At 54.5% G+C, this 23,599-nt stretch carries 17 protein-coding genes; 14 read left to right on the forward strand and 3 right to left on the reverse strand.

The window, feature by feature from the left end:
- Nucleotide 1: 1 nt before the first annotated feature.
- The 5 genes from ACFPPD_RS19265 to ACFPPD_RS19285 all read left to right on the forward strand — a co-directional run bounded on the left by ACFPPD_RS19265 (nucleotide 2) and on the right by ACFPPD_RS19285 (nucleotide 9,010).
- Complete coding sequence (locus ACFPPD_RS19265; protein ID WP_209747930.1) at nucleotides 2–1,078, forward strand: response regulator transcription factor; 1,077 nt, start codon at nucleotides 2–4, stop codon at nucleotides 1,076–1,078.
- Nucleotides 1,079–1,195: 117 nt separating this feature from the next.
- Nucleotides 1,196–2,914 carry an ABC transporter substrate-binding protein gene (locus ACFPPD_RS19270; protein WP_209747932.1) on the forward strand — a complete coding sequence of 573 codons (1,719 nt, stop codon included), beginning with the start codon at nucleotides 1,196–1,198 and terminating at the stop codon, nucleotides 2,912–2,914.
- A 151-nt stretch (nucleotides 2,915–3,065) separates the two neighbouring features.
- On the forward strand, nucleotides 3,066–3,959 hold the full coding sequence (locus ACFPPD_RS19275; protein ID WP_378082965.1) for an ABC transporter permease: 894 nt from the start codon (nucleotides 3,066–3,068) through the stop codon (nucleotides 3,957–3,959).
- A 12-nt stretch (nucleotides 3,960–3,971) separates the two neighbouring features.
- Entirely contained in the window at nucleotides 3,972–4,880 is a 909-nt protein-coding gene (locus tag ACFPPD_RS19280; RefSeq protein ID WP_209747936.1) for a carbohydrate ABC transporter permease, read from the forward strand.
- Nucleotides 4,881–4,906: 26 nt separating this feature from the next.
- Nucleotides 4,907–9,010, forward strand: coding sequence for an endo-1,4-beta-xylanase (locus ACFPPD_RS19285; protein WP_209747937.1), 4,104 nt, complete (start codon nucleotides 4,907–4,909; stop codon nucleotides 9,008–9,010).
- A gap of 449 nt (nucleotides 9,011–9,459) precedes the next feature.
- On the opposite strand, the gene ACFPPD_RS19290 is transcribed toward ACFPPD_RS19285, so the two are convergent.
- Nucleotides 9,460–9,885, reverse strand: a complete 426-nt coding sequence (locus ACFPPD_RS19290; protein WP_209748067.1) for a hypothetical protein — start codon at nucleotides 9,883–9,885, stop codon at nucleotides 9,460–9,462.
- Complete coding sequence (locus ACFPPD_RS19295; RefSeq protein WP_378082968.1) at nucleotides 9,830–10,015, reverse strand: hypothetical protein; 186 nt, start codon at nucleotides 10,013–10,015, stop codon at nucleotides 9,830–9,832. Before ACFPPD_RS19295 ends, ACFPPD_RS19290 begins: the two co-directional genes overlap by 56 nt.
- Before the next feature lie 797 nt (nucleotides 10,016–10,812).
- On the opposite strand from ACFPPD_RS19295, the gene ACFPPD_RS19300 reads away from it, so the two are divergent.
- The 6 genes from ACFPPD_RS19300 (at nucleotide 10,813) to ACFPPD_RS19325 (ending at nucleotide 19,051) form a co-directional block, all read left to right on the forward strand.
- Nucleotides 10,813–12,393, forward strand: a complete 1,581-nt coding sequence (locus ACFPPD_RS19300) for a response regulator (protein WP_209747942.1) — start codon at nucleotides 10,813–10,815, stop codon at nucleotides 12,391–12,393.
- 32 nt (nucleotides 12,394–12,425) lie between these two features.
- On the forward strand, nucleotides 12,426–14,189 hold the full coding sequence (locus ACFPPD_RS19305) for a cache domain-containing sensor histidine kinase (protein WP_209747944.1): 1,764 nt from the start codon (nucleotides 12,426–12,428) through the stop codon (nucleotides 14,187–14,189).
- Nucleotides 14,190–14,313: 124 nt separating this feature from the next.
- Nucleotides 14,314–16,014 carry a type 2 periplasmic-binding domain-containing protein gene (locus ACFPPD_RS19310; protein ID WP_209747946.1) on the forward strand — a complete coding sequence of 567 codons (1,701 nt, stop codon included), beginning with the start codon at nucleotides 14,314–14,316 and terminating at the stop codon, nucleotides 16,012–16,014.
- Nucleotides 16,015–16,152: 138 nt separating this feature from the next.
- On the forward strand, nucleotides 16,153–17,094 hold the full coding sequence (locus tag ACFPPD_RS19315) for an ABC transporter permease (protein ID WP_378082969.1): 942 nt from the start codon (nucleotides 16,153–16,155) through the stop codon (nucleotides 17,092–17,094).
- 14 nt (nucleotides 17,095–17,108) lie between these two features.
- Complete coding sequence (locus ACFPPD_RS19320; protein ID WP_209747950.1) at nucleotides 17,109–18,041, forward strand: carbohydrate ABC transporter permease; 933 nt, start codon at nucleotides 17,109–17,111, stop codon at nucleotides 18,039–18,041.
- Nucleotides 18,041–19,051 (forward strand): endo-1,4-beta-xylanase, encoded by a 1,011-nt coding sequence (locus tag ACFPPD_RS19325; protein WP_209747953.1) that lies wholly within the window; start codon nucleotides 18,041–18,043, stop codon nucleotides 19,049–19,051. The genes ACFPPD_RS19320 and ACFPPD_RS19325 overlap by 1 nt, the downstream gene beginning before the upstream one ends.
- A 106-nt stretch (nucleotides 19,052–19,157) precedes the next feature.
- Here the strand turns inward: ACFPPD_RS19325 and ACFPPD_RS19330 are convergent, their stop codons facing one another.
- The gene (locus ACFPPD_RS19330) at nucleotides 19,158–20,663 is read right to left on the reverse strand and encodes a DHA2 family efflux MFS transporter permease subunit (protein ID WP_209747954.1); all 1,506 of its coding nucleotides are present in this window, start codon (nucleotides 20,661–20,663) and stop codon (nucleotides 19,158–19,160) included.
- Between the two features lie 168 nt (nucleotides 20,664–20,831).
- On the opposite strand from ACFPPD_RS19330, the gene ACFPPD_RS19335 reads away from it, so the two are divergent.
- From ACFPPD_RS19335 to ACFPPD_RS19345, 3 genes are all read left to right on the forward strand, one after another.
- Nucleotides 20,832–21,710, forward strand: a complete 879-nt coding sequence (locus ACFPPD_RS19335) for a TetR/AcrR family transcriptional regulator (RefSeq protein WP_378082972.1) — start codon at nucleotides 20,832–20,834, stop codon at nucleotides 21,708–21,710.
- A 197-nt stretch (nucleotides 21,711–21,907) separates the two neighbouring features.
- Nucleotides 21,908–22,522, forward strand: coding sequence for a DUF47 domain-containing protein (locus ACFPPD_RS19340; RefSeq protein WP_378082938.1), 615 nt, complete (start codon nucleotides 21,908–21,910; stop codon nucleotides 22,520–22,522).
- Nucleotides 22,523–22,552: 30 nt separating this feature from the next.
- Nucleotides 22,553–23,554, forward strand: a complete 1,002-nt coding sequence (locus tag ACFPPD_RS19345; RefSeq protein WP_209747961.1) for an inorganic phosphate transporter — start codon at nucleotides 22,553–22,555, stop codon at nucleotides 23,552–23,554.
- The last annotated feature ends 45 nt before the right edge of the window (nucleotides 23,555–23,599 follow it).

The following is a 23,599-nucleotide window of genomic DNA, read 5'->3' on the forward strand; positions in this document are numbered from 1 at the left end:
CATGTACAAGGTGCTGCTCGTGGACGACGAACCGCTCGCGATCGAGGGCTTGCGCTTGTTCGTCGATTGGGAGGCGCATGGCTTTCGCGTGTGCGGAACGTGCGAGAACGGAGAGGATGCCCTCGCTTTGATCGATTCGATAGAGCCCGACGTCGTCGTGACGGATATTCGCATGCCCGGCATGAACGGTCTCGACCTGATCGGGCATGTACAAGGCGCAAGCCGGAAGCTTCCGGAATTCGTGATCCTTAGCGCCTACGGCGAATTCGCTTATGCGAAACGGGCGCTGCGGTTCGGCGTGACCCATTACTTGCTTAAGCCCGTCGTCGGCGAAGAAGCGGCCGAGATGTTGCTGAAGGTTAGGCATCGGCTGGAAGAACGCAAGTCCGAAAGCGCCGCCAAGGCGATCTCGTTCGTTCCCGGGGATTCGCGAATGCCTCTAGATACGATACGTTCCGTTCAGCCCATTCTGGAAGAAATCGAGCGTCTGGATGCCGATAGAACGGCTGCCGGAATCCGCAAGCTGTTCGAGGATACGGAAGCCCGATCGCCGGAGTGGATCGGCATGCTGGCAAGCTATCTCGACTATCAATGCTCGAGATTGATCCAAGAGCTCGGGGGATCCCCCTCAGGGGTGCTTCGTCGTCAAGCGATGGAGCGCGCGCTGCGGCTCGGAACGGCGGACGGAGTCGCAGCGTTCGCGGGCTTCGCGATCGAAGAGCTGCGGCTGCTACAAGCGGGTAAGCCTGCCGGAACAATGGCGGATATCGACCGCTATATTCTGGAGCATTATCGCACCGCCTTGTCGATCAAGGAGGTCGCGAGCCGCTTTTTTTTGAATCCCGTCTATTTAGGCAAAGCCTATCAGGATAAATTCGGTCACGGCTTGCTGGAGCGAATCCATGATTTGCGCATACAGGACGCGAAACGGCTGCTAAGGCAGACGGATCGCAAGACGAGCGCGATCGCCGAGGAGGTCGGTTACGGGCAGTACAATTATTTCCTGCGGCAATTCGAGAAGCGCGTCGGCATGAAGCCGGCTGCTTACCGGTATTCGGCGAAGGGGGCTTCATTATAATTTTCGGGGGGAAACCGATTTAATCCATGAATTGTAACCGCATTCATATTCGCGATAATTAAAGAGGCAAGGCGAATGCGCGCCGCTTTGCGCTATTACTGATGAGGGGGATTCACAATGGGGGATCATGCAAGAAAGACTGCCCTTAGCTTGATTGTGCTCTTATTCGTATTCGGCATCGTCGCTTCAGCCTGTTCCAAAAACAATAACGACAACTCGAGCAGTCCTTCAGCTTCGCAGCCGGCGTCAAGCGCAAGCTCGGAGCCATCCGCAAGCGCTTCCGAACCCGCCGCTCCGGAGCCGATCACGATATCTATGTTCAATGGATACACCGGCCCCGCGCCGACGGACGACAACAAGATTTACAAGAAAATCAAGGACGAGCTCGGCGTTACGCTGAAGGAAGAAATCCTCGTCGGCGACGCGGAACAGAAGCTCGGAGTTATGATTGCCGGCGGAGATTATCCGGACCTCATCACGTCCAGCACGAAGCTGACTGCCGCGGGCGCCGTCATTCCGCTCGAAGAGTTAATCGAGAAACACGCTCCGAATTTGAAGAAGCACTACGAGAAAGTATGGAACATGATGAAGGATCCGAACGACGGCCATATTTATTGGCTGCCGAACTATGGCGTCTACCGAGGGAACTTCAACACGACGTACTATGGCGGTCCGGCGTTCTGGATTCAGAAAGCGGTGCTTAAGGAGTTCGGCTATCCGAAGCTCAAAACGCTCGACGAATACTTCGGCTTAATCGAGCAATACAAAGCGAAATATCCGGAGATCGACGGGCAACCGACGATCGGGTATACGACGCTCGCGTTCGACTGGCGCGTATTCGGCCTCCGGAACGCGCCGGAGCATCTGGCCGGTTATCCGAACGACGGCGGCGTCATCGTCGATCCGAACACGAACGTCGCGTCCATTTTCGAAGCGACGGACGTCGCCAAGCCTTATTACAAGAAGCTGAACGAAGCAAATGCCAAAGGCTTGATCGACCAGGAGGCATTCGCGCAAAACTACGACCAATACTTGGCGAAAATCGCGAGCGGACGCGTGCTGGGCATGTTCGACCAGCACTGGAATTTCGGGCAAGGCGAAGACACGCTGAAGACGCAGGAGAAATTCGACCGCACGTACATCGGCATTCCGCTCGTATACGATACGAACACGAAAGACTACTATTTGGATCGTCCGCCGCTCAACTTGGGTAATGGGGTCGGCATTACGGTCAACGCGAAAGATCCGGAGAAAATCATCAAGTTCCTGGATACGATCATTACGGAAGAATGGCAGAAGATTTTCAGCTGGGGAATCGAAGGCGAAGACTATCAAGTCGGCGCCGACGGCAAGTTCTCCCGCACCGAAGAGCAACGCAAAAACTACGACGACGTCGCCTGGAAGCAGAAGAACAGAGCGGATACGCTCTATGGCGCACTCCCGCATATTCAAGGCACGTTCTCCGACGGCAACGCCGATTCTCCGGGCAATCAACCGGATGAATACTTCGGGACGCTTAAACCGATCGACAAGGAGTTGTTCGCGGCTTACGGCGTGAAGATGCCTTCCGATTTCTTCTCGCAGCCGCCGGAAAACCGCGTATCGTACCCGGCTTGGAACATCGACCTGATCGAAGGCTCGCCGGCGAAGATCGCCGATCAGAAGATGAAGGACCTGGCTCTGAAGTTCCTGCCGAAGTCGGTGCTATCGAAGCCGGAGCAATTCGATAGCGTCTGGGCCGATTACGGCAAAGCGATGGAGAAGGTCGATACGGCCGCGTATCTTGCGCGCGTCAACGAACAACTGAAGTGGCGCGTTGACAACTGGAGCAATTGACTAACGCATGAGGCTCGCGGAAGGCGGAGGAGATCTCTCGTCTGCCTTCCGTCGGCTACAGACAAGGAGGCGAGTGTCGTTGCCTAATACGGTCCTGGGAAAAGATGTCGCAGCCAAGCCTATACGTCGGACCGCTAAGGTCTGGAGCAAGATGATAAGCCAGAGGCAGCTCATCTTCATGTCTTTTCCTTTGCTCATCTACGTCGTGATCTTTCACTACGCTCCGATCTGGGGTTGGTTAATGGCTTTCCAGCAATACAAACCGGGTTTCTCGATCATGGATCAGAAATGGGTCGGACTCGATCAATTCAAGTTTCTGTTCCTCGACGAAGGCTTCACGCGCGTGCTGCGCAATACGATCGCGATGAGCCTTATCAGCCTCGTTCTCGGCTTCGTCACCGCGATCGGCTTCGCGATCATGTTGAACGAGGTAAGGCAGAAGTTTTTCAAGCGATCGATCCAGACGATCTCGTATTTGCCGCACTTCCTGTCTTGGGTTATCGTGACGGGCATCGTCTCGACGTCGCTGTCTACCGAGGACGGAATCGTCAACGTCGTGCTGATGAAGCTTCATCTGATCGACTCGCCGATTCTGTGGCTTGGCGAAGGCAAGTATTTCTGGGGCATCGTCGGCGCCGCGAACGTGTGGAAGGAAGTCGGTTGGAACGCGATAATTTATCTCGCCGCGATTGCATCGATCAGCCCCTCGCTGTACGAGGCGGCGGAAATCGACGGGGCGGGCCGTTTTCGCAAAATGATGCATATTACGATGCCGGGCATTAGGCCGGTCATTACCATCCTGCTCATTATGAATATCGGCTGGATGCTGAACGGCGGCGGCTTCGAGGTGCAATATTTCCTTGGTAACGGGCAAGTGAGCGACTATTCGGAGACGATCGACATCTTCGTGCTGAAGTACGGGCTCAAGATCGGCAACTATTCGCTCGGTACGGCGGCGGGCATCTTCAAAACCGTCGTCAGCATCGTTCTGCTGTTCTTGGCCAACCGGATCGCCCATCGCATGGGCGAAGAAAAATTGATTTAAGGAGGGCTCCGCATGCTCGCGCCGATTAGACGGATCAAGACGGAGCCGCTGCTGTTCCATACGTTCAACTATGCGGCGTTGCTGCTCGTTGCCGTCGTTACGCTGTACCCGTTCCTTAATACGCTGGCGGTTTCCTTTAACGTAGGAACCGACACGACGCGCGGAGGCATCTACTTGTGGCCGCGGATGTGGACGATGAAAAACTACGAGGCGGTATTCGTAACCGGTCACGTAGCGCATGCCTTCTGGGTGTCCGTCGCCCGGACGCTCGCCGGCACCGTCGTGGGCGTCTACTTGACGGCGATGCTCGCGTATACGATCAGTCGCGACGAGTACATGTTCCGCAAGCCGATCACCATCATCTTCGTGCTGACGATGTACTTTAGCGCGGGCTTGATTCCGACGTATTTTCTGATCAAGGATTTGCATTTGCTGAACCACTTTCTCGTGTATATTTTACCGGGGCTGATCAGCGCCTTTAACTTGCTCGTCATCCGGACCTATATCCGTTCGCTTCCGGAAAGCTTGGTCGAATCGGTCAAGATCGACGGAGGAGGGGACTTCCGCGTATTCGTCAGCGTTATTCTTCCGCTATGTACGCCGGTGCTGGCGACGATCGCCCTGTTCATCGCCGTCGGACAATGGAATTCCTGGTTCGATACGTTCCTGTACGCTTCCTCGAGACAAAATTTGAGCACGCTCCAATACGAGCTGATCAAGCTTCTCTCTTCGACGACGAGCTCCAACGGCAGCGTAAGCCTAGCGGCCGGGGTGAAGCAAGGGGGGACGGAAGGCTTGATTACGTCGTTATCGATCCGGGCGGCGATTACGATCGTGGCTTCGGTGCCGATTCTCGTCGTCTATCCGTTCTTGCAGAAGCATTTCGTGTCCGGACTTCAATTGGGCGGCGTGAAAGAGTGAGGTAAGCTATGAAAGGGGATTGCATGATGACAAAGCGGCATTGGTTCAATATTTTGGTTTTGATGCTTATCGTCAGCCTGATCACGCCGACGATGGGCTCTCTTCCGCGGGCCGTCGCGGCAGGCGCTTCGATTCAAGCCGATTTCGAGGACGGAACGGCGCAAGGCTGGTACGGACGCGGAGATACGGTGACCGTCGCGACGGATCAAGCGCACGGCGGGACGTACAGCTTGAAGTCGACCGGCAGAACGCAAGGCTGGATGGGGCCGGGCATTAACGCGACGGCGCTCGCCGCCGCGCCCGGCGCGTACGATTTCCGTGCGTGGGTAAAGCTCGAAAGCGGACATGCGGACGCGCAAGTGAAAGCGACGGTAGAATCGCAAGTCGCGGGAAGCTCGTCGCATAGCTACAACCAACTGGTCGGCGCGACGACCGTGAACGGCTCTACATGGACCGAGCTTGCAGGCACATATACGATCGGGAGCGGGCTCGATTACATTCAAATCTATTTCGAGTCTCCCGACGCGACTCTTTCGTTCTATATCGACGATGTTTCCTTTAAGCCGCATGAGACGCCCGTGCCCAGCAATACGGTGCTGAATAGCGATTTCGAGAGCGGAACGGACCAAAGCTGGTACGGTCGCTGGGGACCGACGGTCGCGGCGGTGACGACGCAGGCTCACGGCGGCGCGTACAGCCTGCTGACGACGGGCAGGGATGCGGGCTGGAAGGGTCCGGCGATCACGATCACGTCCGCGATGGAGAAGGGCGCGAAATACGCGATCGAAGGCTGGGTGCGCACCGTATCGGGAGACGACAAGAACGTGTCCCTGTCGGTATTAAGAGAACATGATGGCGGGCAGCAGCAGTATTTGTCCGTCGCCTATCAGGTGGCCGTGAATTCGACCGGCTGGACGAAGCTGTCCGGCACGTTCGATTATAAGGATGCGGCGGAAACGTTGAACCTGTATTTCGAGTCGTCCGATCCGACGCTTGCCTTCTATATCGACGATGTGACCATCGTCAAGACGGAGGAAGCATCCACGGACTTCGCGAACGGGTTCGAGGATGCGACGAGTCAGGGCTGGGGAGCGAGAATCGGCTCGGAGAATATCTCCGTCGTGACGGACGTCGCCCATGGCGGCACGTATAGCCTGAAGGTAGCGAACCGCACGGCGACTTACGCTGGCGCGAGCAAGGACGTGACGGAGTCGATGCGGGTCGGTTCGACCTATCGTTTCTCGGCGTGGGCCAGATTGGTGTCCGGAGCCGCAGCGGAAACGGTCAAGATGACGATGCAGACGGATAAGGGTACGGCGGCGAACTATATTCCGATTACGTTCGACTCGGCGACGTCCTCTCAGTGGGTGAAGCTCGAGGGCGAATACGCGTACGGCGCTCAAGTCGACAAGCTGACGCTATATTTCGAATCCGAGCATGCGGGCGTGGACTTCTATATCGACGACGTTCAGATGACGAAGTCGCTCGATCAAGGGTCGCTTCAAATCCAGAAGGATATTCCGTCGCTGAAGGACGTCTACGCGAACGACTTCCTGATCGGCACCGCGTTCACGAACGACGAGCTCGCCGGGGCGAACGCCGAGCTCATCGCGAAGCACTTCAACTCCGTCACGCCCGGCAATATTTTGAAATGGGACAGCACGGAGCCGACCGAGGGCAACTTTAATTGGGATGGACCCGACGAAGCGGTCAATTTCGCCGTGGACAACGGCATCCAAATCCGCGGTCACACGCTCGTGTGGCACAGCCAGACGCCGGAGTGGGCGTTCTATGACGCGAATCATCAGCTCGTAAGCAAGGAAGTGCTGTATGCCCGGTTGAAAAACCATATCGACGCCGTCGTCGGCAGGTACAAAGGGAAAATGTACGCCTGGGACGTCGTGAACGAAGCGATCGACGAATCCCAACCGGACGGCATGCGCCGCAGCCTCTGGTATCAAATCGCGGGCGAGGAATATATCGAGAAAGCGTTCGAATACGCCCGCGCGGCCGATCCGGACGCCAAACTCTATATTAACGACTACAATACCGAAAGCCCGGGGAAGGCGCAGCAGCTGTACAACCTCGTCCAACGCATGAAGGAGAAGGGCGTGCCGATCGACGGAGTAGGCCATCAAGTGCATATCGACATCGAATATCCGCCGGTCGACAGGATCGAGCGGACGATCTTGAAATTCGCGGACCTCGGCGTGCAGCAGCAGATTACCGAGATGGACATGAGCGTCTATACGAACGACGGTCAGCGCTTTACGTCTTTCACGCAAGAGATGGCCGTTCAGCAAGCGTACCGGTACAAGGAAATCATGGAGATGCTGAAGCGGCATAAGGACTTGGTCAACAGCGTCACCTGGTGGGGCAAGGACGACGGCCACACGTGGCTGACGACGTTCCCGGTCGCGCGCAACAATTGGCCGCTGCTGTTCGATAAACAGCTTCAGGCCAAGTACGCCTACTGGGCGATCGTCGATCCTTCCAAGGTGCCGATCTTGACTCGCAAGGCGGATGCCTACGGCGGCAGCCCGACGGTGGACGGCGAGACGGAATTCGCATGGAACGCATTGAGTGCCGTAGCCGTTCAAGGTTCGTCTACGCTTGGTGTTCAATTCAAGACGATGTGGGACGCGGAGCGCCTGTACGTGCTGGCGGACGTGACGGATGCGACGGCGAACGCGGCTGACGGATTGAAGATCTACGTCAATCAAGGCGCGCCGACATCCTACGGTTTGACGCGGAGCGGTGTTGCCATTAACGGCGCGGAGTACCGGGTGACGGAACGAGCAGGCGGTTATCGCATCGAGGCGGCGATACTTATGGGCGGCGAGCTTGCCGCGTTGAATTCGCTCGGTTTCGATATTCGGGCTGTCGATACGGACATCGCCGGAGGCGGAGGCGTCGTCTCCTGGAACGATAGAACGAACGGGGAGCCTTCCGATGCGGCCAACTGGGGCTTGCTGACGTTGCGCGGAGAGATGAAGGTCGCGGACGCGATGAAGGGAACGCCCGTTATCGGCGCATTCGACGATAACGCGTGGTGCGGCGCGTTCGAGTTGTCGACCGACACTTGGGTACAAGGAACAAGCGGCGCGACGGCCAAGGTGATGGTGCTGTGGGATGCGGGCCATCTGTACGTGCAGGCGAAGGTGACCGATCCGGTGCTCAGCGACTCGAGCGTGAACGCATGGGAGCAAGATTCCGTCGAGATCTTCATCGACCCGAACAATCATAAGGCGACGAGCTACGAAGCGGACGACGGGCAATACCGCATCAGCTTCAACAACGCCGCAAGCTTCGGAGACACGACGCCGCAGGCGGGCTTTAGCAGCGCGACGAAGCTGACGCCGGAAGGCTACGAAGTCGAAGCGGTCATACCGGTGACGGCCGTAACGCTCGCGCAGGACGCGATTTTCGGTTTCGACGTTCAAGTTAACGACGACGCGGGAAGCGGCAGCAGGTCGAGCGTCGCCACTTGGAGCGATGCATCCGGAACGTCCTATAAGGACACTTCCAAATTCGGCGTGCTTCGCCTGTTAACGCCGACGCCGATCGCGGACTTCGCATCGGCCGGGCATCATCAGACGAGCGCGACGTTTGCGTGGACCGCGGCCTTTGGGGCCAACGGCATCTCGATCGAGCAGTCGACGGATAACGGAGCGACGTGGACGAAGGCTGCGACGACGGGAACGATCGCGACGGACGCATCGAGCGCGACCGTAACGGGGCTGACGCCGAACGCGGGTTATAAGTTCCGCTTGGTCGTCGCTGGCGGCCGCAACGCGGGCACCTCGAACGAGCTTAGCGTGAAGACGGATTCGGCACCGATCGCTAATTTCGCGAACACGGAGAAGAAATCGACGACCGCATCGTTCTCTTGGTCGGCCGCCGTCGGCGCGAGCGGTGTTGAGATTCAGCAATCGGCGGACGGAGGACGGACGTGGACGACGGCCGCGACGAAATCCCCGATCGCGCCGAATACTTCCTTCGCCTCGATCAAAGGATTGAAGCCGCACACGGTTTACAAGTTCCGCTTGGTCGTCGTCGGCGGCCAGAACGACGGGACTTCGAACGTCGTCACGGTTGCGACGGATAAAGAACATAAGGAACCTCGTTAGGAAGCCGACGAGAAGCTGATTACACTAGCGGCAAGCAGGCCCATGCAATTGCGCATGGGTCTGCTTGATTTTTGTACACGATTCAGTATTTATAACCCATTTTTCGCATGTCCTTCTGAATGCAAGACAACGTTCTTGAAGATGCTGAGAACCGCAAACAGGTACATGTAATAACTAATTCTCATTTTTATACTGTAGCTTCACCAGGAACATTGAACCTTGATTATCTCATAGAGGTTGCCCAAAAAATAAATCTAGAATAAAAGATAAGAAATGGTGAATTAGCATTTTCGGTTCGCTGAATTTCATCAAATGGCATTATTCGTAACTAAATTAAATCCCCACTTAGTAGATAAGTGCCGAAGCACCTAACAGTCTACAAGGTGGGGATTTTTATAACTGGAGAGGAATCCAAATGCACATGTCCTTTTCGTTTATTCACTGGCCCCTCAAATCGCGAATCCTTCAAAAACGGGAGAACGTAACAACCCCTTCTTCGTTAGGCATTGATATTTAATTTTACAGCTCAAAAGTGGATCCAATTGAATCCATTCTTTGTTTTCTCCACGAATAATTTGTTTGGCCACATTGAAAAATGCTTTCTTCTCTGAAGCCGATGGGGGAAATTCTAATACACCTACGTAACGCCCATCAATCATTAATCCCCATCCGAATTTCCCTTTCCGGATCGCGCTGATCTGACAAACTGCATGCTGGTAATTCTTCGTTTTCACCCATACGTTGTCCGGGCGGGCATCCATGTAATAGTATGACTTTGGCCCGATCGTTCCGTTGTAGTTCACCGTTCCCTCAAGCCCGTTATCTTTGGTATATTGAAACAACTGCTCCGCGTTTGCATAAGAGCGGCTTATCATCGAACATAAGCACGTCCCAGATCGGAAAATGGGCCTTCATAGATTGTGCTGCTGCTTGAACGGCTTTCGAGTTCTTTGTATTAAATCGCGCCATTGCATCGTCCCACCAGGCTTTAGGTGGAGTGGTCATAGACGCGGTTGAGTCAAAACAGATACATTCCCCATCCAAAATGGCATTTCGTACTGGTAGATGGATTTGTTGCAATTCGGGAAATCACATCGTTACTTCCGTGCCTTCCCGAGAAAATGCCCGAACATCACCGTTATTATTATAAGTTTTATGCTTATCCATTTCTAAATCGTCTCCGCAAAGCTTGCGAGGGTAGTGGCAATTTTTGGTTACTGTTTAGGTCACTCTGACTGCGGAGACCTAAAGATGTGTCGGCTAACTCTACCTACTGTGCCCTACGGCGACTCTGAGCATGTTAGTAGTAACGATTCGCGGATTTAGCATCGCGTGGCGACGTTATTTCGGCGGAATGAGCGGATTCGCGGATTTAGCATCGCGTGGCGACGTTATTTCGGCGGAATGAGCGGATTCGCGGATTTAGAATCGCGTGACGACGTTATTTCGGCGGAATGAGCGGATTCGCGGATTTAGCATCGCGTGACGACGTTATTTCGGCGGAATGAGCGGATTCGCGGATTTAGCATCGCGTGGCGACGTTATTTCGGCGGAATGAGCGGATTCGCGGATTTAGCATCGCGTGGCGACGAAAATGTAAAAATCAAAGCAGCGAAACTTGGTAAACGGTTCGAGAGCCATAAACCGGCGATTCTTCGTTTTCTTTACGATGCCGGAGGCGTTCTTGCTTGGATTAATTCCAATAAACCGTTTTCGAAGAAATTCACGAAAATCCTGCTATAATACGCTATAGATCGAGCCTGGATGGGATGATCCACGGCTCGGAACGGGAGGATGAATGAATGCGCCTGCATCGCGCCATTCTAGTGGACGACGAAATTTTTACCCGCAAAGGGTTGATGAAGCTGATCGACTGGCCGGCCTGCGGCTTCGAAATCGTCGATGAAGCCGATAACGGCGAGGATGCCCTCGAGCTCATCGGGCGAGTCAAGCCCGACCTGGTCATCACCGACATACGAATGCCCGTGCTCGACGGATTGGAGCTTATCCGGCGCGTCGCGTTGGAGCTCGACTTCAGCCCGGCGTTCATTATCGTAAGCGGATATAACGATTTCGCTTATGCCCAACAAGCGGTTCGTTACGGCGTTCACGATTTTATTCTCAAGCCGATCGACGAGGTCGAATTCGAAGCGGCGCTTCGCCAGTTGAACGACCGGCTTCGCCGCGACCGGGAGAACCGGGAGCGGAACGACCGGCTGTCGACAGGAGCCATGATCGATTCGATCATTCTCGGCGAAGCGGACGAGGAAGCGGTCGCGAAGTGGGAGCGGCGCATGCTGCTGCGTCCGGGCGACAGGCTATTCTATCTATTCGCGGAGCTGAACGATAATTATTCGTGGAAATCTTCCGGTGAGCGAATCTCCCATGCTCGGTTCAAGGAATTCGTCCATCAGGCGCTGGCCGCGATAAGCGACGACGATCGGACGATCCACGTGCACGAGCATCGCAACCGGATCGGCATCTTGCTGTCCGACCGCGATCTCGAGGGCTTCGGAGGGGAAATGGAACCTTTCGCCGCGAAGCTCAGGATGGAGCTCGTCGACAGGGCCGGAGAAGGGGTCTTTCTCTTCGTCGGGTCTCCGGCCGGCTACTTGTCGGATATCCGGTATTCGTACGCCACCGCCAAAGAAGCGCTGTTGTACAAATTCGTCCACGACGATAGCCGCATCGTCGTCTACGACAAGGTCAAATCGGACCGGTTGAACGATTTCGGCATCGACCCGGAAAGGTTAAACCGGTTCATCGAGCAACTCGAAGAGCAGCGGACGGACGAGGTGAAGGCGACCGTCGAAGGATGGTTCCGCGAGTTCCGCGACAAACGGTACGCGCCGGAAGCGGTCAAGATGAACATTCATCAATGCGTGCTCGGCGTGACGAAGACGATCCGCGGGATGGACGGAGACGAACGGACTCTCGCTTCCCTGGCGCCGATCGTCGAATGGCACGATCTGAACTTGTCGATCGGCGAAATCAAGAGGCTGTTCGAGGCGTTCGTCGAAGAGAGCCAGAACTTCATAGCGGAATTGCGAAAGGCGCAGATGAAGGGCGGAATCAATAAAATTCGCGCCTACATCGAAACGAACTATTCGAGCAACATCAGCCTGAAGAGCATAGCCGCGCTGTTTTTCATCAATCCCGTATATCTCGGACAGCTGTTCAAGAAGACGTACGGCGTTTACTTTAACGACTTCTTGCTGCATATCCGCGTGAACGAAGCGAAGAAGCTGCTGCGGCAATCGGCGGACATGCGGATCTATGAGATCGCCGAGAGGGTCGGCTTCAGCAACGCGGATTATTTCGTAACCCAATTCGAGAAAATCGAACATATGACGCCGACGGAATACCGCAATAAATTGCGGTAGCGATCATCGCCGATAAAGGGGAATGCCGGGACATGCGGAAACTGAATTTCAACAACGTTCGCTTGCGGAACAAGATGCTCGTTCTCTATGCGGTGTGCGTATTCGCTCCGCTCGTGCTCACGAACGCGATTTTCTACCAAGTAACGACGAAAAACGTGAAGAACCAGCGAATGACGGACATCTCCCTTGCGGTCGAGCAGATCAAGAACGAATTCCGGGCGAAGATCGACGACGCGTTGGCCTTGTCGACCGTGTTCTACACCGATTACAACTTGAACGAAATCCTGGAGGAAGAGTACGAGGCTCCGGCGGACTACATCGCTGCCTACGATTCTTATTTCCGCAGGATCCTAAATAGCTATACGCCCGCTTATAATTCGGTCCAGAACATCAAAATCTATATCGACAACCCGACTATGCTCCATTCCGGAGGCATCGGAGATCTAACGAAAGAAGTCAAGCAATCGGAATGGTACCGCGCGCTCGAAGAGAGCGGCTCCGCCCATCCCGTATTCGTTCGGACGGCCAAGGAAGACGCCTACGAGTTCAAGGAAGTCCGGGATACGTTCAGCATCGTAAGAAGAATGGACTATTACACGTCGTCGAGAAACAAGTACGAGAAAATACTGAAAATCGAATTAAAATCGACGTCCCTGCAGCAAGTGTTCAAGAATCTCAACCTTCAAGGCCATATCTATCTGATCGACGCCTCGGGCAAGGTCGAATATACGACGGACCCCGAAGTCGATTGGCGGAAAGATTCGCCCGACTACCGGACGCTCGAGTTTCCTTCGGACGCCATCCAGATCGAGAAGACGTACCAGAACGTGAATTACTTGGAAGGCTGGCGGATCGTCGCTACGATATCGGAAGAAGAAGTGTTGCTCGAAGTCCGCAAATCGAGGAAATTCATCGTATACGTGACTTGCATCAACATCGTCATTCCGACGTTGATCATCCTCTGGATCACGAGATCGCTTAACGTGCGTCTCATCCGCATTCTCCGGCATATGAAGAAAGTGAAAAACCAGCACTTCGACACGATCGACCACAAGGAACACGTCGACGAAATCGGCCAATTGACGAGCGAGTTCAACCGGATGACGCTGCAGGTAAAGAGCCTCATCGACGACGTTTACGTCGCGGACATCCAGAAGAAGTCGCTCGAGCTCGAACGCCGCCAGGCGCAGCTGAACGCGCTGCAAAGCCAGATCAATCCGCATTTTCTGTTTAATGCCTTGGAGACGATTCGGATGCGCAGCTTGATCAAGGACGAGACGGAAACGGCGAAGATCATCCACAATATGGCGAAAATCTTCCGTACGTCGCTCAGGTGGAACAAAGACCGGGTAACGGCCAGCGAGGAGATGGAGTTTATCGTCTGCTTCCTCGAAATCCAGAAATACCGGTTCGAGGATAAGCTGGTTTACGACCTGTACATGGATCCGGAAGCCGAAGGCTGCATCGTGCCGAAGATGTCTTTCGTGCCGTTCGTGGAGAACGCCAGCATTCACGGCATCGAACCGAACAAAGGCGGAGGCCGGATAGAAGTGCGCATCGAACGGCAAGGGGACGAGCTCGTCTTCCGGGTTTCCGACGACGGCGCCGGCATGGACGAGGAGAAAGTGAAACGGATTTACGCTTACTTGGAGAGCGACGAGGCGATCGGGGAGAGAATCGGCGTGCAGAACGTTATCTATCGGCTGAAACTGATCTATGGCGACAAATTCGGCTTTACGATCGACAGCGCGTCGGGCAAGGGGACGACGATCTGTCTTCGCATACCGGTCGCCTAAATCGAATATCGCTATGCTTTTCAAAGAACGGACTATAGTTTATTGGGTAAACAAAGCCCTTCGGCGACTTTATACTGAAAGTGCTTACAAAAACGAGAAGGTTTTCGAAAGGGGCTCGAATCGATTGGCAAAGAAATTATTTTTAACTTGCATGGCCGCAGTCCTGGTGTTCACCGCTGCTTGTTCGAAAGAGAATAACGGGAACAACGCGTCGCCAAGCGCAGCCGGCAGCAGTCCTGCAGCATCGGAAAGCGCTTCGCCTTCGGAGGCGCCGAAAGACAAAGTGACTTTCTCATACTTCAACGGCGTAGCTAATGCGCCGGACGTGAACACGAACGAGACGACGATCGGTAAAGTTCTCGAAGATCAAACCGGCGTCAACTTCAAGATGGAACACTTGGTGGGAGAACTGAAAGCGAAAATCGGTACGATGATCGCTTCCAACAACTATCCGGACGTTATCAACCCGGATGCCGGTATCGACCAGCTTCTTGACGCCGGCGCATTTATTCCATTGAATGACCTGATCGAGAAATACCCGAACATTAAGCGCGTATACGGTCCTTATCTCAACCAAATGAAAGCGGCGGACGGCAACATTTACTTCATCCCGTTCTCCAGCCAAGTCGGCGAGTATACGCCTGACCCTGAAATCAACCAAGGCGCTTTCTGGGTTCAACGCCGCGTGTTGAAAGAAGCGGGTTATCCGAAGATCAAAACGTTGGATGAATATACGAAACTGATCGAAGACTTCGTAGCCAAACATAAAGACGAAGATTTGACCGGACTCATTACCTTGACGCATGACTGGAGATTCTTCGCGACCTCCAACGTGCCGATGCACCTGGACGGTTATCCGAACGACGGTAACGTCGAAGTCGACATGACGACGTTCGAAGCCAAAACGTATTACACGACCGACTCCACGAAGCGTTGGTTGCAAAAATTGAACGATCTTAATTCCAAAGGTCTGTTCGACAAAGCTTCCTTCGTAGACAACTACGACCAATATATCGCGAAGCTCTCTTCCAAAAAAGTCGTCGGGTTCTTCGACTACGGCTGGCAATCGGGCAATGCCCGCAACCTGTTGATAGACGCCGCAAGACAGGATCCGACTCAAGACGATTTCGTATACTTCCCGATGCCGCTCACGTGGGATGGCGATAAAGACCAGCTTCTCGATCCTGCGGGATTCGTTAAGAACCGCGGTATCGGCATCAGCGTAAGCGCGAAAGATCCGGAACGTATCATGGAATACTGGGATACCCTGCTGAAAGAAGAGAACCAAGTTCTTAGAAGCTGGGGCATCAAAGGCGAAACGTACGAAGTGGACGACAAAGGCCGCTTCTACCGTACGGCCGAGCAAATCAAGAAAATCGACGAGCCGTTCAACTTGAGCTTCGGCTTCAGATACTACGCATGGGATTGGCCGCAATACGGCACGAACTCCACGTTGTCCGACGGCAACGCGCTCGCGCCTCTCTACCAACCGGAAGTATTCCAAATGCGTTTGACGGACGCGGACAAAACGATTCTCGACAAATACGGCGTCAAAACGTACTCCGAGCTCTTCGCTAAACCGGACAACCGTCCATGGTACCCGGCTTGGGGGATTCCGAAAGCGCAAGGCTCCGCCGAACAAATTTGGGAAACGACGAAAGACGAAGTTACGAAGAAGTACTATCCGAAGCTCGTGCTGGCGAAACCGGCCGACTTCGAAAAAGTATGGGGCGAATATGTAGCCGCATTCGGCAAGCTTGACACGGCCGGATATGAAAAATGGTACACGGAACAAATTAAAGCCGCTATCGAAGCTGCCAAGTAATCGATGATAAGTAATAAGCGAAAGGCCGGCTATACGTGCTGTTGGCTCGCACAAGCCGCCTTTCGCTTATTCCGTTAGTAAGGACCGTTCGGAAGGAGAATGAATATGGAGAGCAACATCGAATCTGCAACGTCTTCCATGACGCCTAATCAAAAGCCGACGGGACTGAAGCTTTTCTTCAAGAAACTCGTGCAACAACGGATGCTCGTCTTGATGTCCGTTCCTTTTCTCATATGGCTCTTTCTTTTCAAATATTTGCCGCTATGGGGATGGACGACAGCCTTTCAAAAATACAAACCGGCCAAAAGCTTCTCGGAACAAGAATGGGTCGGTTTTGATCAATTTAAGTTTCTGTTTCACGACGATCGGTTTTTGCGAGTGTTAAGAAATACGCTTGCGCAAAGCGGAATCAATCTCGTTCTTGGCTTCGTTACCGCGATTACCCTCGCGCTCTTGCTCAACGAATTGCGCGGAATGGTGTTTAAGCGCGTCGTGCAGACGGTTACCTATATGCCGCACTTCCTTTCTTGGGTCGTCGCCGCGGGAATTATTCAAACGACGCTCGCGCCGGATGGCATTATCAATGTGTTGATGATTAAATTGGGCATGATCGAGAAAGGCCAAGAATTATTGTTCCTTGGCATTCCGAAAGATTTCTGGACCATATTGGGGCTTGGGACCGTGTGGAAAGACCTCGGGTGGAATACGATCGTGTACTTGGCCGCGATGGCAACGATCGATCCCTCGCAGTACGAAGCGGCGGAAATGGATGGAGCGGGACGGTTCAGACGGATGTGGAACGTTACGTTGCCGGGTATCAAGTCGGTTATCGTCGTCTTGCTTATATTGAACATCGGTAATTTGATGGAATCGGGATTCGAGGCGCAATACCTGCTTAAAAACGGTATGAACATCGACTATTCCGAGAACATTGACATATTCGTTCTGACGTACGGTATTAACCAAAGCAACTTTTCCCTGGCTGTCGCGGCAGGTATGTTCAAAAGTCTCGTCAGCATTGTCTTGCTGTTCATCGCGAATAGTATCGCGAAGCGCGCAGGCGAGAGCAGACTGTTCTAAAGGAGGATTACCGGATGACAAATTTAGCCGCAGGAACCGCGCCCAAGAAGCTTTCCCGCAGGAACGCTTCGATAGGAGACCGAATTTTCGACACCTTAAATATTACTTTCCTTTGCTTGCTGATGCTCGTCACCTTGTATCCTTTTTTGAACACGCTCGCGTTATCGTTGAACCGGGCAATGGATTCGATCAGGGGCGGCATCTATATATGGCCAAGAGACTTATCGCTTGAAAACTACAAATACGTGTTTAACCAATCGACGATATTCCATGCGACGTTGATCTCGATTCTTCGCTTGATCGTCGGTTCGGTAACGACCGTATTCTGTTCGGCAATGGTCGCGTATACGATCAGTCGGCAAGACTTCGTGCTGCGGAAGTTCATCACGATCGCTTTCGTCCTGACCGCGTACATTAACCCGGGGCTTATCCCGAACTATTTGAACATTCGCGATTTGGGCTTGGTCGACAGCTTCTGGGTTTATATTTGGCCGGGCTTGATCGGCGTCTTCAACCTCATTCTTATCCGATCTTTCATCGACGGACTTCCGGAAAGCATCCTGGAGTCCGGGAGAATCGACGGAGCGGGAGACTTCAGGACGTTCTTTAACATCGTCCTGCCGCTTTGCCTTCCCGTTCTTGCGACGGTAGCGTTGTTCACGGCGGTCTATCAATGGAACTCCTGGTTCGACGTATTCTTGTACAACTCGTCGAATATCAATCTCAGTACGCTGCAATACGAGCTTCAAAAAATTCTTCAGAACTCAAGCGCCGCTTCATCGGCGGCAAGCGCGTTCTCGAATCCAGATGCGGCCGCTAACGCGGTTACGCCGCTCGCGGTACGAGCGACGATGACGATCGTGGCTTCGGTTCCGATGATCGTCATGTATCCGTTCCTGCAAAAGTACTTCGTTAAAGGCATGACGCTCGGGGGAGTCAAAGGGTAATGAGCGACGATAACTTTCCGAAGCTGCATGACCTATTCCGGGATTGTTTCGATATCGGCGCGGCGGTCAATCCGCGGACGCTGGACCGGGCGGGGGACTTCATCGCGCGCCACTATAACAGCGTAACCGCCGAGAACGAAATGAAGTTCGAAAGATTGCATCCCAAGGAAGACGAGTATACGTTCGGCGATGCGGATTCGATCGTCGCTTTCGCCCGGACGCGCGGCATGAAGGTACGCGGCCATACGCTCGTCTGGCATAACCAGACGACGGATTGGCTGTTCCAGGACAAGATGGGCCGTCCGACCGACCGGGAGACGTTGCTGTCGCGGCTGAAATCTCATATCGATACCGTCGTGAAACGGTATCGCGACGACGTCTATTGTTGGGACGTCGTGAACGAAGCCGTGTCCGACGACGGGCCGAAGCTGCTGCGGCCTTCGAAGTGGCTGGATATCGCGGGCGAGGATTTTATCGCGAAAGCCTTCGAATTCGCCCATGAGGCGGACCCGAGCGCTTTGCTGTTCTACAACGACTATAACGAGAGTTATCCGGATAAGAGAGAGAAGATTTACAAGCTGGCGGAAGACTTGCTTGCCCGCGGCGCGCCGATCCACGGCATCGGCCTGCAAGCGCATTGGAATTTGACCCGGCCGTCTTTGGACGAGATTCGCCAAGCGATCGAACGTTACGCGTCGCTCGGGCTGAAGCTGCAGATTACGGAGATGGACGTATCGGTATTCGATTGGGACGACCGCCGTACGGACTTGGCCGCGCCTACCGAAGAGATGGTCGCCCGGCAAGAAGAAAGATACGTTCAAATGTTTCGATTGTTCAAGGAATACCGGGACATCATTACCGGGATTACGTTCTGGGGGGCGGCGGACGATTATACTTGGCTGGACGATTTCCCGGTACGGGGCAGGAAAAATTGGCCGTTTCTGTTCGATGCCGGGCATCGGCCGAAGCCTGCTTTCCGGAAAGTCGCGGCTCTCGCGGACGAACGATAACGGTAAAAAGCTTACGCGAAAGGGACTGGCCGATTCGTCGATTGACGACGATCGGCCAGTCCCTTGTCGTATGGCTGATGAGATGCATGGCAATGCGGGTGCGTAATCAGTGCCCCATCAGCATGGAAGCATCGACATCGGCGGCGGGCTTGCCCGACGCGTCGGCGGTAACCGGCTCTGCCTTCGGTCTTGGCTTGCGAAGGATGAGACTGAGCGCGACGCCTACGCAAGCGATGCTCGCGGTCAGGAAGAACGTGTCGCCGAACGCGGCCGTCGAGCCCGCGACGGGTTCGGCTCCTGCTGCCAGATGATGCGTGATCCGGGAGCTGAGATAACCCGTCATTCCCGCGATGGCGAACGACATGATGACTTGCTGGCTCGCCGTCGTCAGCGGCGTGACGCGGCTGACGAGCTTGCGCGGCGCGGCGTTCAACACGTGCGTGTTCAGCGCCATCATCGACAGTCCCATGCCCATGCCCATCATGGCAAGCGGAAGCATGATCATGAATCTCGTCGTATCGGTATCGATCTGGGACAAGATGAACAGCGCGCCGGAGATGACGCCCAAGCCGACGAAAGCGAGCGGGCGGGCGCCGATCTTGTCGAACAGGCGACCGCCGATCGGCATGAAGAGCGCGGAGCCGATCGCCATCGGCAAGGTCGTCAGACCGCTTTTCAATGGCGTATAATGGAGAACGTTCTGCAAGTAGAGCGGCACCATAAGAATGGAGCCCATGAGCGCGACCTGCGAGAACCAAGTCAGGACGACGCCGCGGACGAAGTCCGAGGAACCGAATACGCGAAGCTCGAGCAGCGGTTGCTGCTTGCGAAGCTCGACGAAGATGAAGACGAGAAGCGCGATGCCGCCGACGACGAGGCCGGTCAGCGTCGACGTCTCCGTCCACCCTTTGCCGCTCTCGCTGACGCCGTATGCGAGCATCGAGAAAGCGATAGGGGCTAGAATCATGCCGAGCACGTCAAGCGCGGGCGTCTTCTGGCGGTCGCCGGTCGGCAAGAACTTCGCGCCGACGATCAACGCCGCGATGCCGATCGGCAAGTTGATCAGGAAGATCCAGTGCCAGGAAGACAAGCCGATGAGCCAGCCGGACAGAATCGGTCCGGCGGCGGGCGCGAGCAGCATCGGGATGCCGAGCATGCCCATGACGGAGCCGCGCTTGTCGGCGGGAGCGAGCTTGAAGATCATCGCCATCCCGATCGGCGACACCATGCCGCCGCCGATCCCTTGGATGACGCGGAACAAGACGAGCTGCTCGGCGGTTTGGGCGGCGGCGCACAGCACGGACCCGAGCGTGAACAACGCGATCGTGATCAGGAAGATGCGCTTGGAGCCGAACTTGTCGGTCATCCACCCGGCGAGAGGAATGACGGCGGCCAGCGCGAGGGTGTAGCCGGTAATCGTCCATTGGATCGAATTGAGGGACGTATGGAAATATTCCTGCAAGTTCGGAATGGCAACGTTAACGACGGTGCTGTCGAGAATGACCATGATCATCCCGATGATGACGGCGAGAAGAGGCGCGATAATGGACTTGATCGAGAATTCCGCCTGAGGTGCCGCGGCGGTCGGCGGAGAAGCCGTTGTCGTAGACATGAACACGTTCCTTTCCGAATGACCCTGATCTTGACGGGACTGACGTAAAAACCTATCATTGACTTATCGGTTTCCGAGAAAACTGGTTGGTCACGAAGCGGTAAACCCCATTTTACCGATTTTCCGGAAGATGTCAAACGATTTTCGAAACGAGGGATTCCATTGAGCATGGCCAAGCAAACGATCATGGAATCGGCGATGAGGTTTTTCTCCGAGAAGGGCTACGACGGGACTTCCATTCAGGAGATCGCCGACGATTGCCGGATCGCGAAAGGCTCGTTATATAAGTTTTTTCCTTCCAAAGAAGATCTCCTATTGGAGATCTATTTGACGCAGGTGAATAAGCTTCACGACAAGCTCGACGCGATTCGCCGGGATAAGGCGCTCGACCCGCGCGACGCCTTCATCCGGGAAATCGAGTGCAATTTCGAGTTTTTCTTCGAGAACAAGTTCATCATGAGGGAATTCAAGACGCTGTCGTCGACGTCGAGCAAGATCGGCCCCTACCTGCATCGGATGCGCTCCGGCCTGATCGAATCCAGCAAGAACGGCTTGCTGCAGTACGCGGGAAAGGATTTGGAACCGAACATCTGGGAGCTCGTGTGCGTCTTAAACGGGATTACGAAGGAATTCATTCATTTGGTCGTGTTCGACAACAAGCCTCTTAACGTCCGGGATTTGTCGGCGTTCATCGCGGACAGGATCGACAGCTTGGCCAACGACATTCGTACGAACAAGCGGGTAACCGTCGTACCCGGCGCGGTCATGGAAGAACTGCTGCAGGCGGGGGAATCGTGTTCTCGCGCGACGTCGGGGGAGCTTCGGGCGGAAATGCTGCGATCGGCGCGAACGACGATCCAAGAATTGACGGTCACCAACCATCGGAAGAAAGAGCTGGAAGAAGCGGTCGCGTTATTGGAGGCGGAATTCGACAGCGACGAGCCGAAGCCGGTCATTCTCCTGGCGCTTCTGCAATATTTGTCGTTCGAGTACCCGCTCGCCTACATCGCCAAGCAGTTGGAGAAATACGTTTCCCCGACTTCTTGAAGGAAACATTCCTCGAAATAGGGAGTAACATTGCCGATTGTAGGTCAAACTTAAAAAAAGTGTCACAAGGTCGGAGTCTAGGGCTATACAAAGCCCGTCCGACCTGTGATAAAATAAATAAGTTAACGGGACGTTATCGTTAGGTTAGCGCAATGTTAACGATAAGCAGCTACATACTCGGGAAAGAAGGGCTATTCGTGTTCCGGAAAAAAGACATCTTTTTTAAGACGCTGGAGGAAATGGCGGACATCATTCTTCAGACTGTCGATCGTTTCGCGACGGCGGTAAACGGGGATTTACCCGATGCGACGGCGTTCGCGAAGGAAATGAAGGAATTCGAACATAAAGGGGACAAATGCACCCATATTATCCTGACCGAGCTGAACAAGACGTTCATCACGCCGATCGAGCGCGAGGATATTATGGAGCTCATCAAGAAGCTGGACGACGTTCTCGACGGAATCGAAGCGTGCGCCTCCCGTTTTGAAATGTATCAGATCACGAAATCCGATCCGTTCATCCGCAAGTTCGGCGATTGCTTGCGCCGCAGCGCCCTAGAGATCAAGTCCGCGATCTATCTGCTCACGCAGAAGAAGCTGCTTGCGATCCAACCGCACTGCGTCACGCTCAACGAGCTCGAGAACGAAGGGGACGAGCTGATGCGCCAAGGCATCAAGCATCTGTTCCAGAACGTGAAGGATCCGATCGAATTGATCAAGCACAAGGAAATTTACGAGCGCTTGGAGCAAACGACGGACTCGTGCGAAGATGTCGCGAATACGCTGCAATCCATAATCATGCGCAATTCTTGATCGGCGCAAGCGGGGACGGAAACGAATATAATGGATTATACTCACTGGTTAGTCGTATTTATCGTCATTTTGGCGTTAGGCTTCGATTTCATTAACGGATTTCACGATACGGCTAATGCCATCGCGACATCCGTTTCCACGCGCGCCCTGACGCCTCGGTGGGCGATCATCCTAGCCTCTTGCATGAACTTGGTCGGAGCGCTCATGTTCACCGGGGTCGCGAAGACGATCGGGGGCAAGATTACCGATCCGTTCAAGCTGGAGCACGGACTGACGGTCGTCATCGCGACGCTGCTCGCCGCGATCGTCTGGAACTTGATCACGTGGTGGTTCGGTATCCCTTCCTCCTCTTCGCATGCGATCATCGGCGCGCTTGCGGGCGCCGCGATCACGTCCGAAGGCTGGGACGGGATTAATTACTCGGGGTTCATCGGTATCCTGAAGTGGCTGATTCTCTCGCCGATCATCGCGTTCGTTCTCGGTTTCTGCATTATGTTTATTTTGAAGCGGGTGTTCGCCCGTTCCAGTCCTCACCACGTGAACAAAATGTTCCGGTTCGGGCAAGTGTTGACGGCGGCGTTCCAATCGTTCACGCACGGCACGAACGACGCGCAGAAGGCGATGGGCATCATTACGCTGGCGCTCGTGACGGCGGACATTCAAGATACGCTCGATATCCCTCTATGGGTGAAACTTTCCGCCGCGCTCGCTATGGCGCTCGGAACGTCCGTCGGCGGTTGGAAGATCATCAAGACGATGGGCACGAAAATCTTCAAGATCGATCCGATGAGCGGATTCTCCGCGGACCTCGGATCGGCGTCGGTTATTCTAGGCGCGACGTTGTCCCATTTTCCCGTTAGCACGACGCACGCCATTACGTCCTCGATTCTCGGGGTCGGTTCGGCCAAGAAGTTCTCCAACGTCAATTGGAGCATGGCCGGCCGCATCGTCGTCACTTGGGTCATCACGATTCCCGCCGTCGGCTTGCTGGCGATGTTGATCTACTCCGTACTTAGCTTGTTCCTCCACTAAATCGGGTTTGCTTTCGGACGCCGTCATCTCACTTTGGGCTGGAGG

It is taken from the genome of Cohnella suwonensis, from assembly GCF_042655365.1.
Lineage (GTDB): Bacteria > Bacillota > Bacilli > Paenibacillales > Paenibacillaceae > Cohnella > Cohnella suwonensis.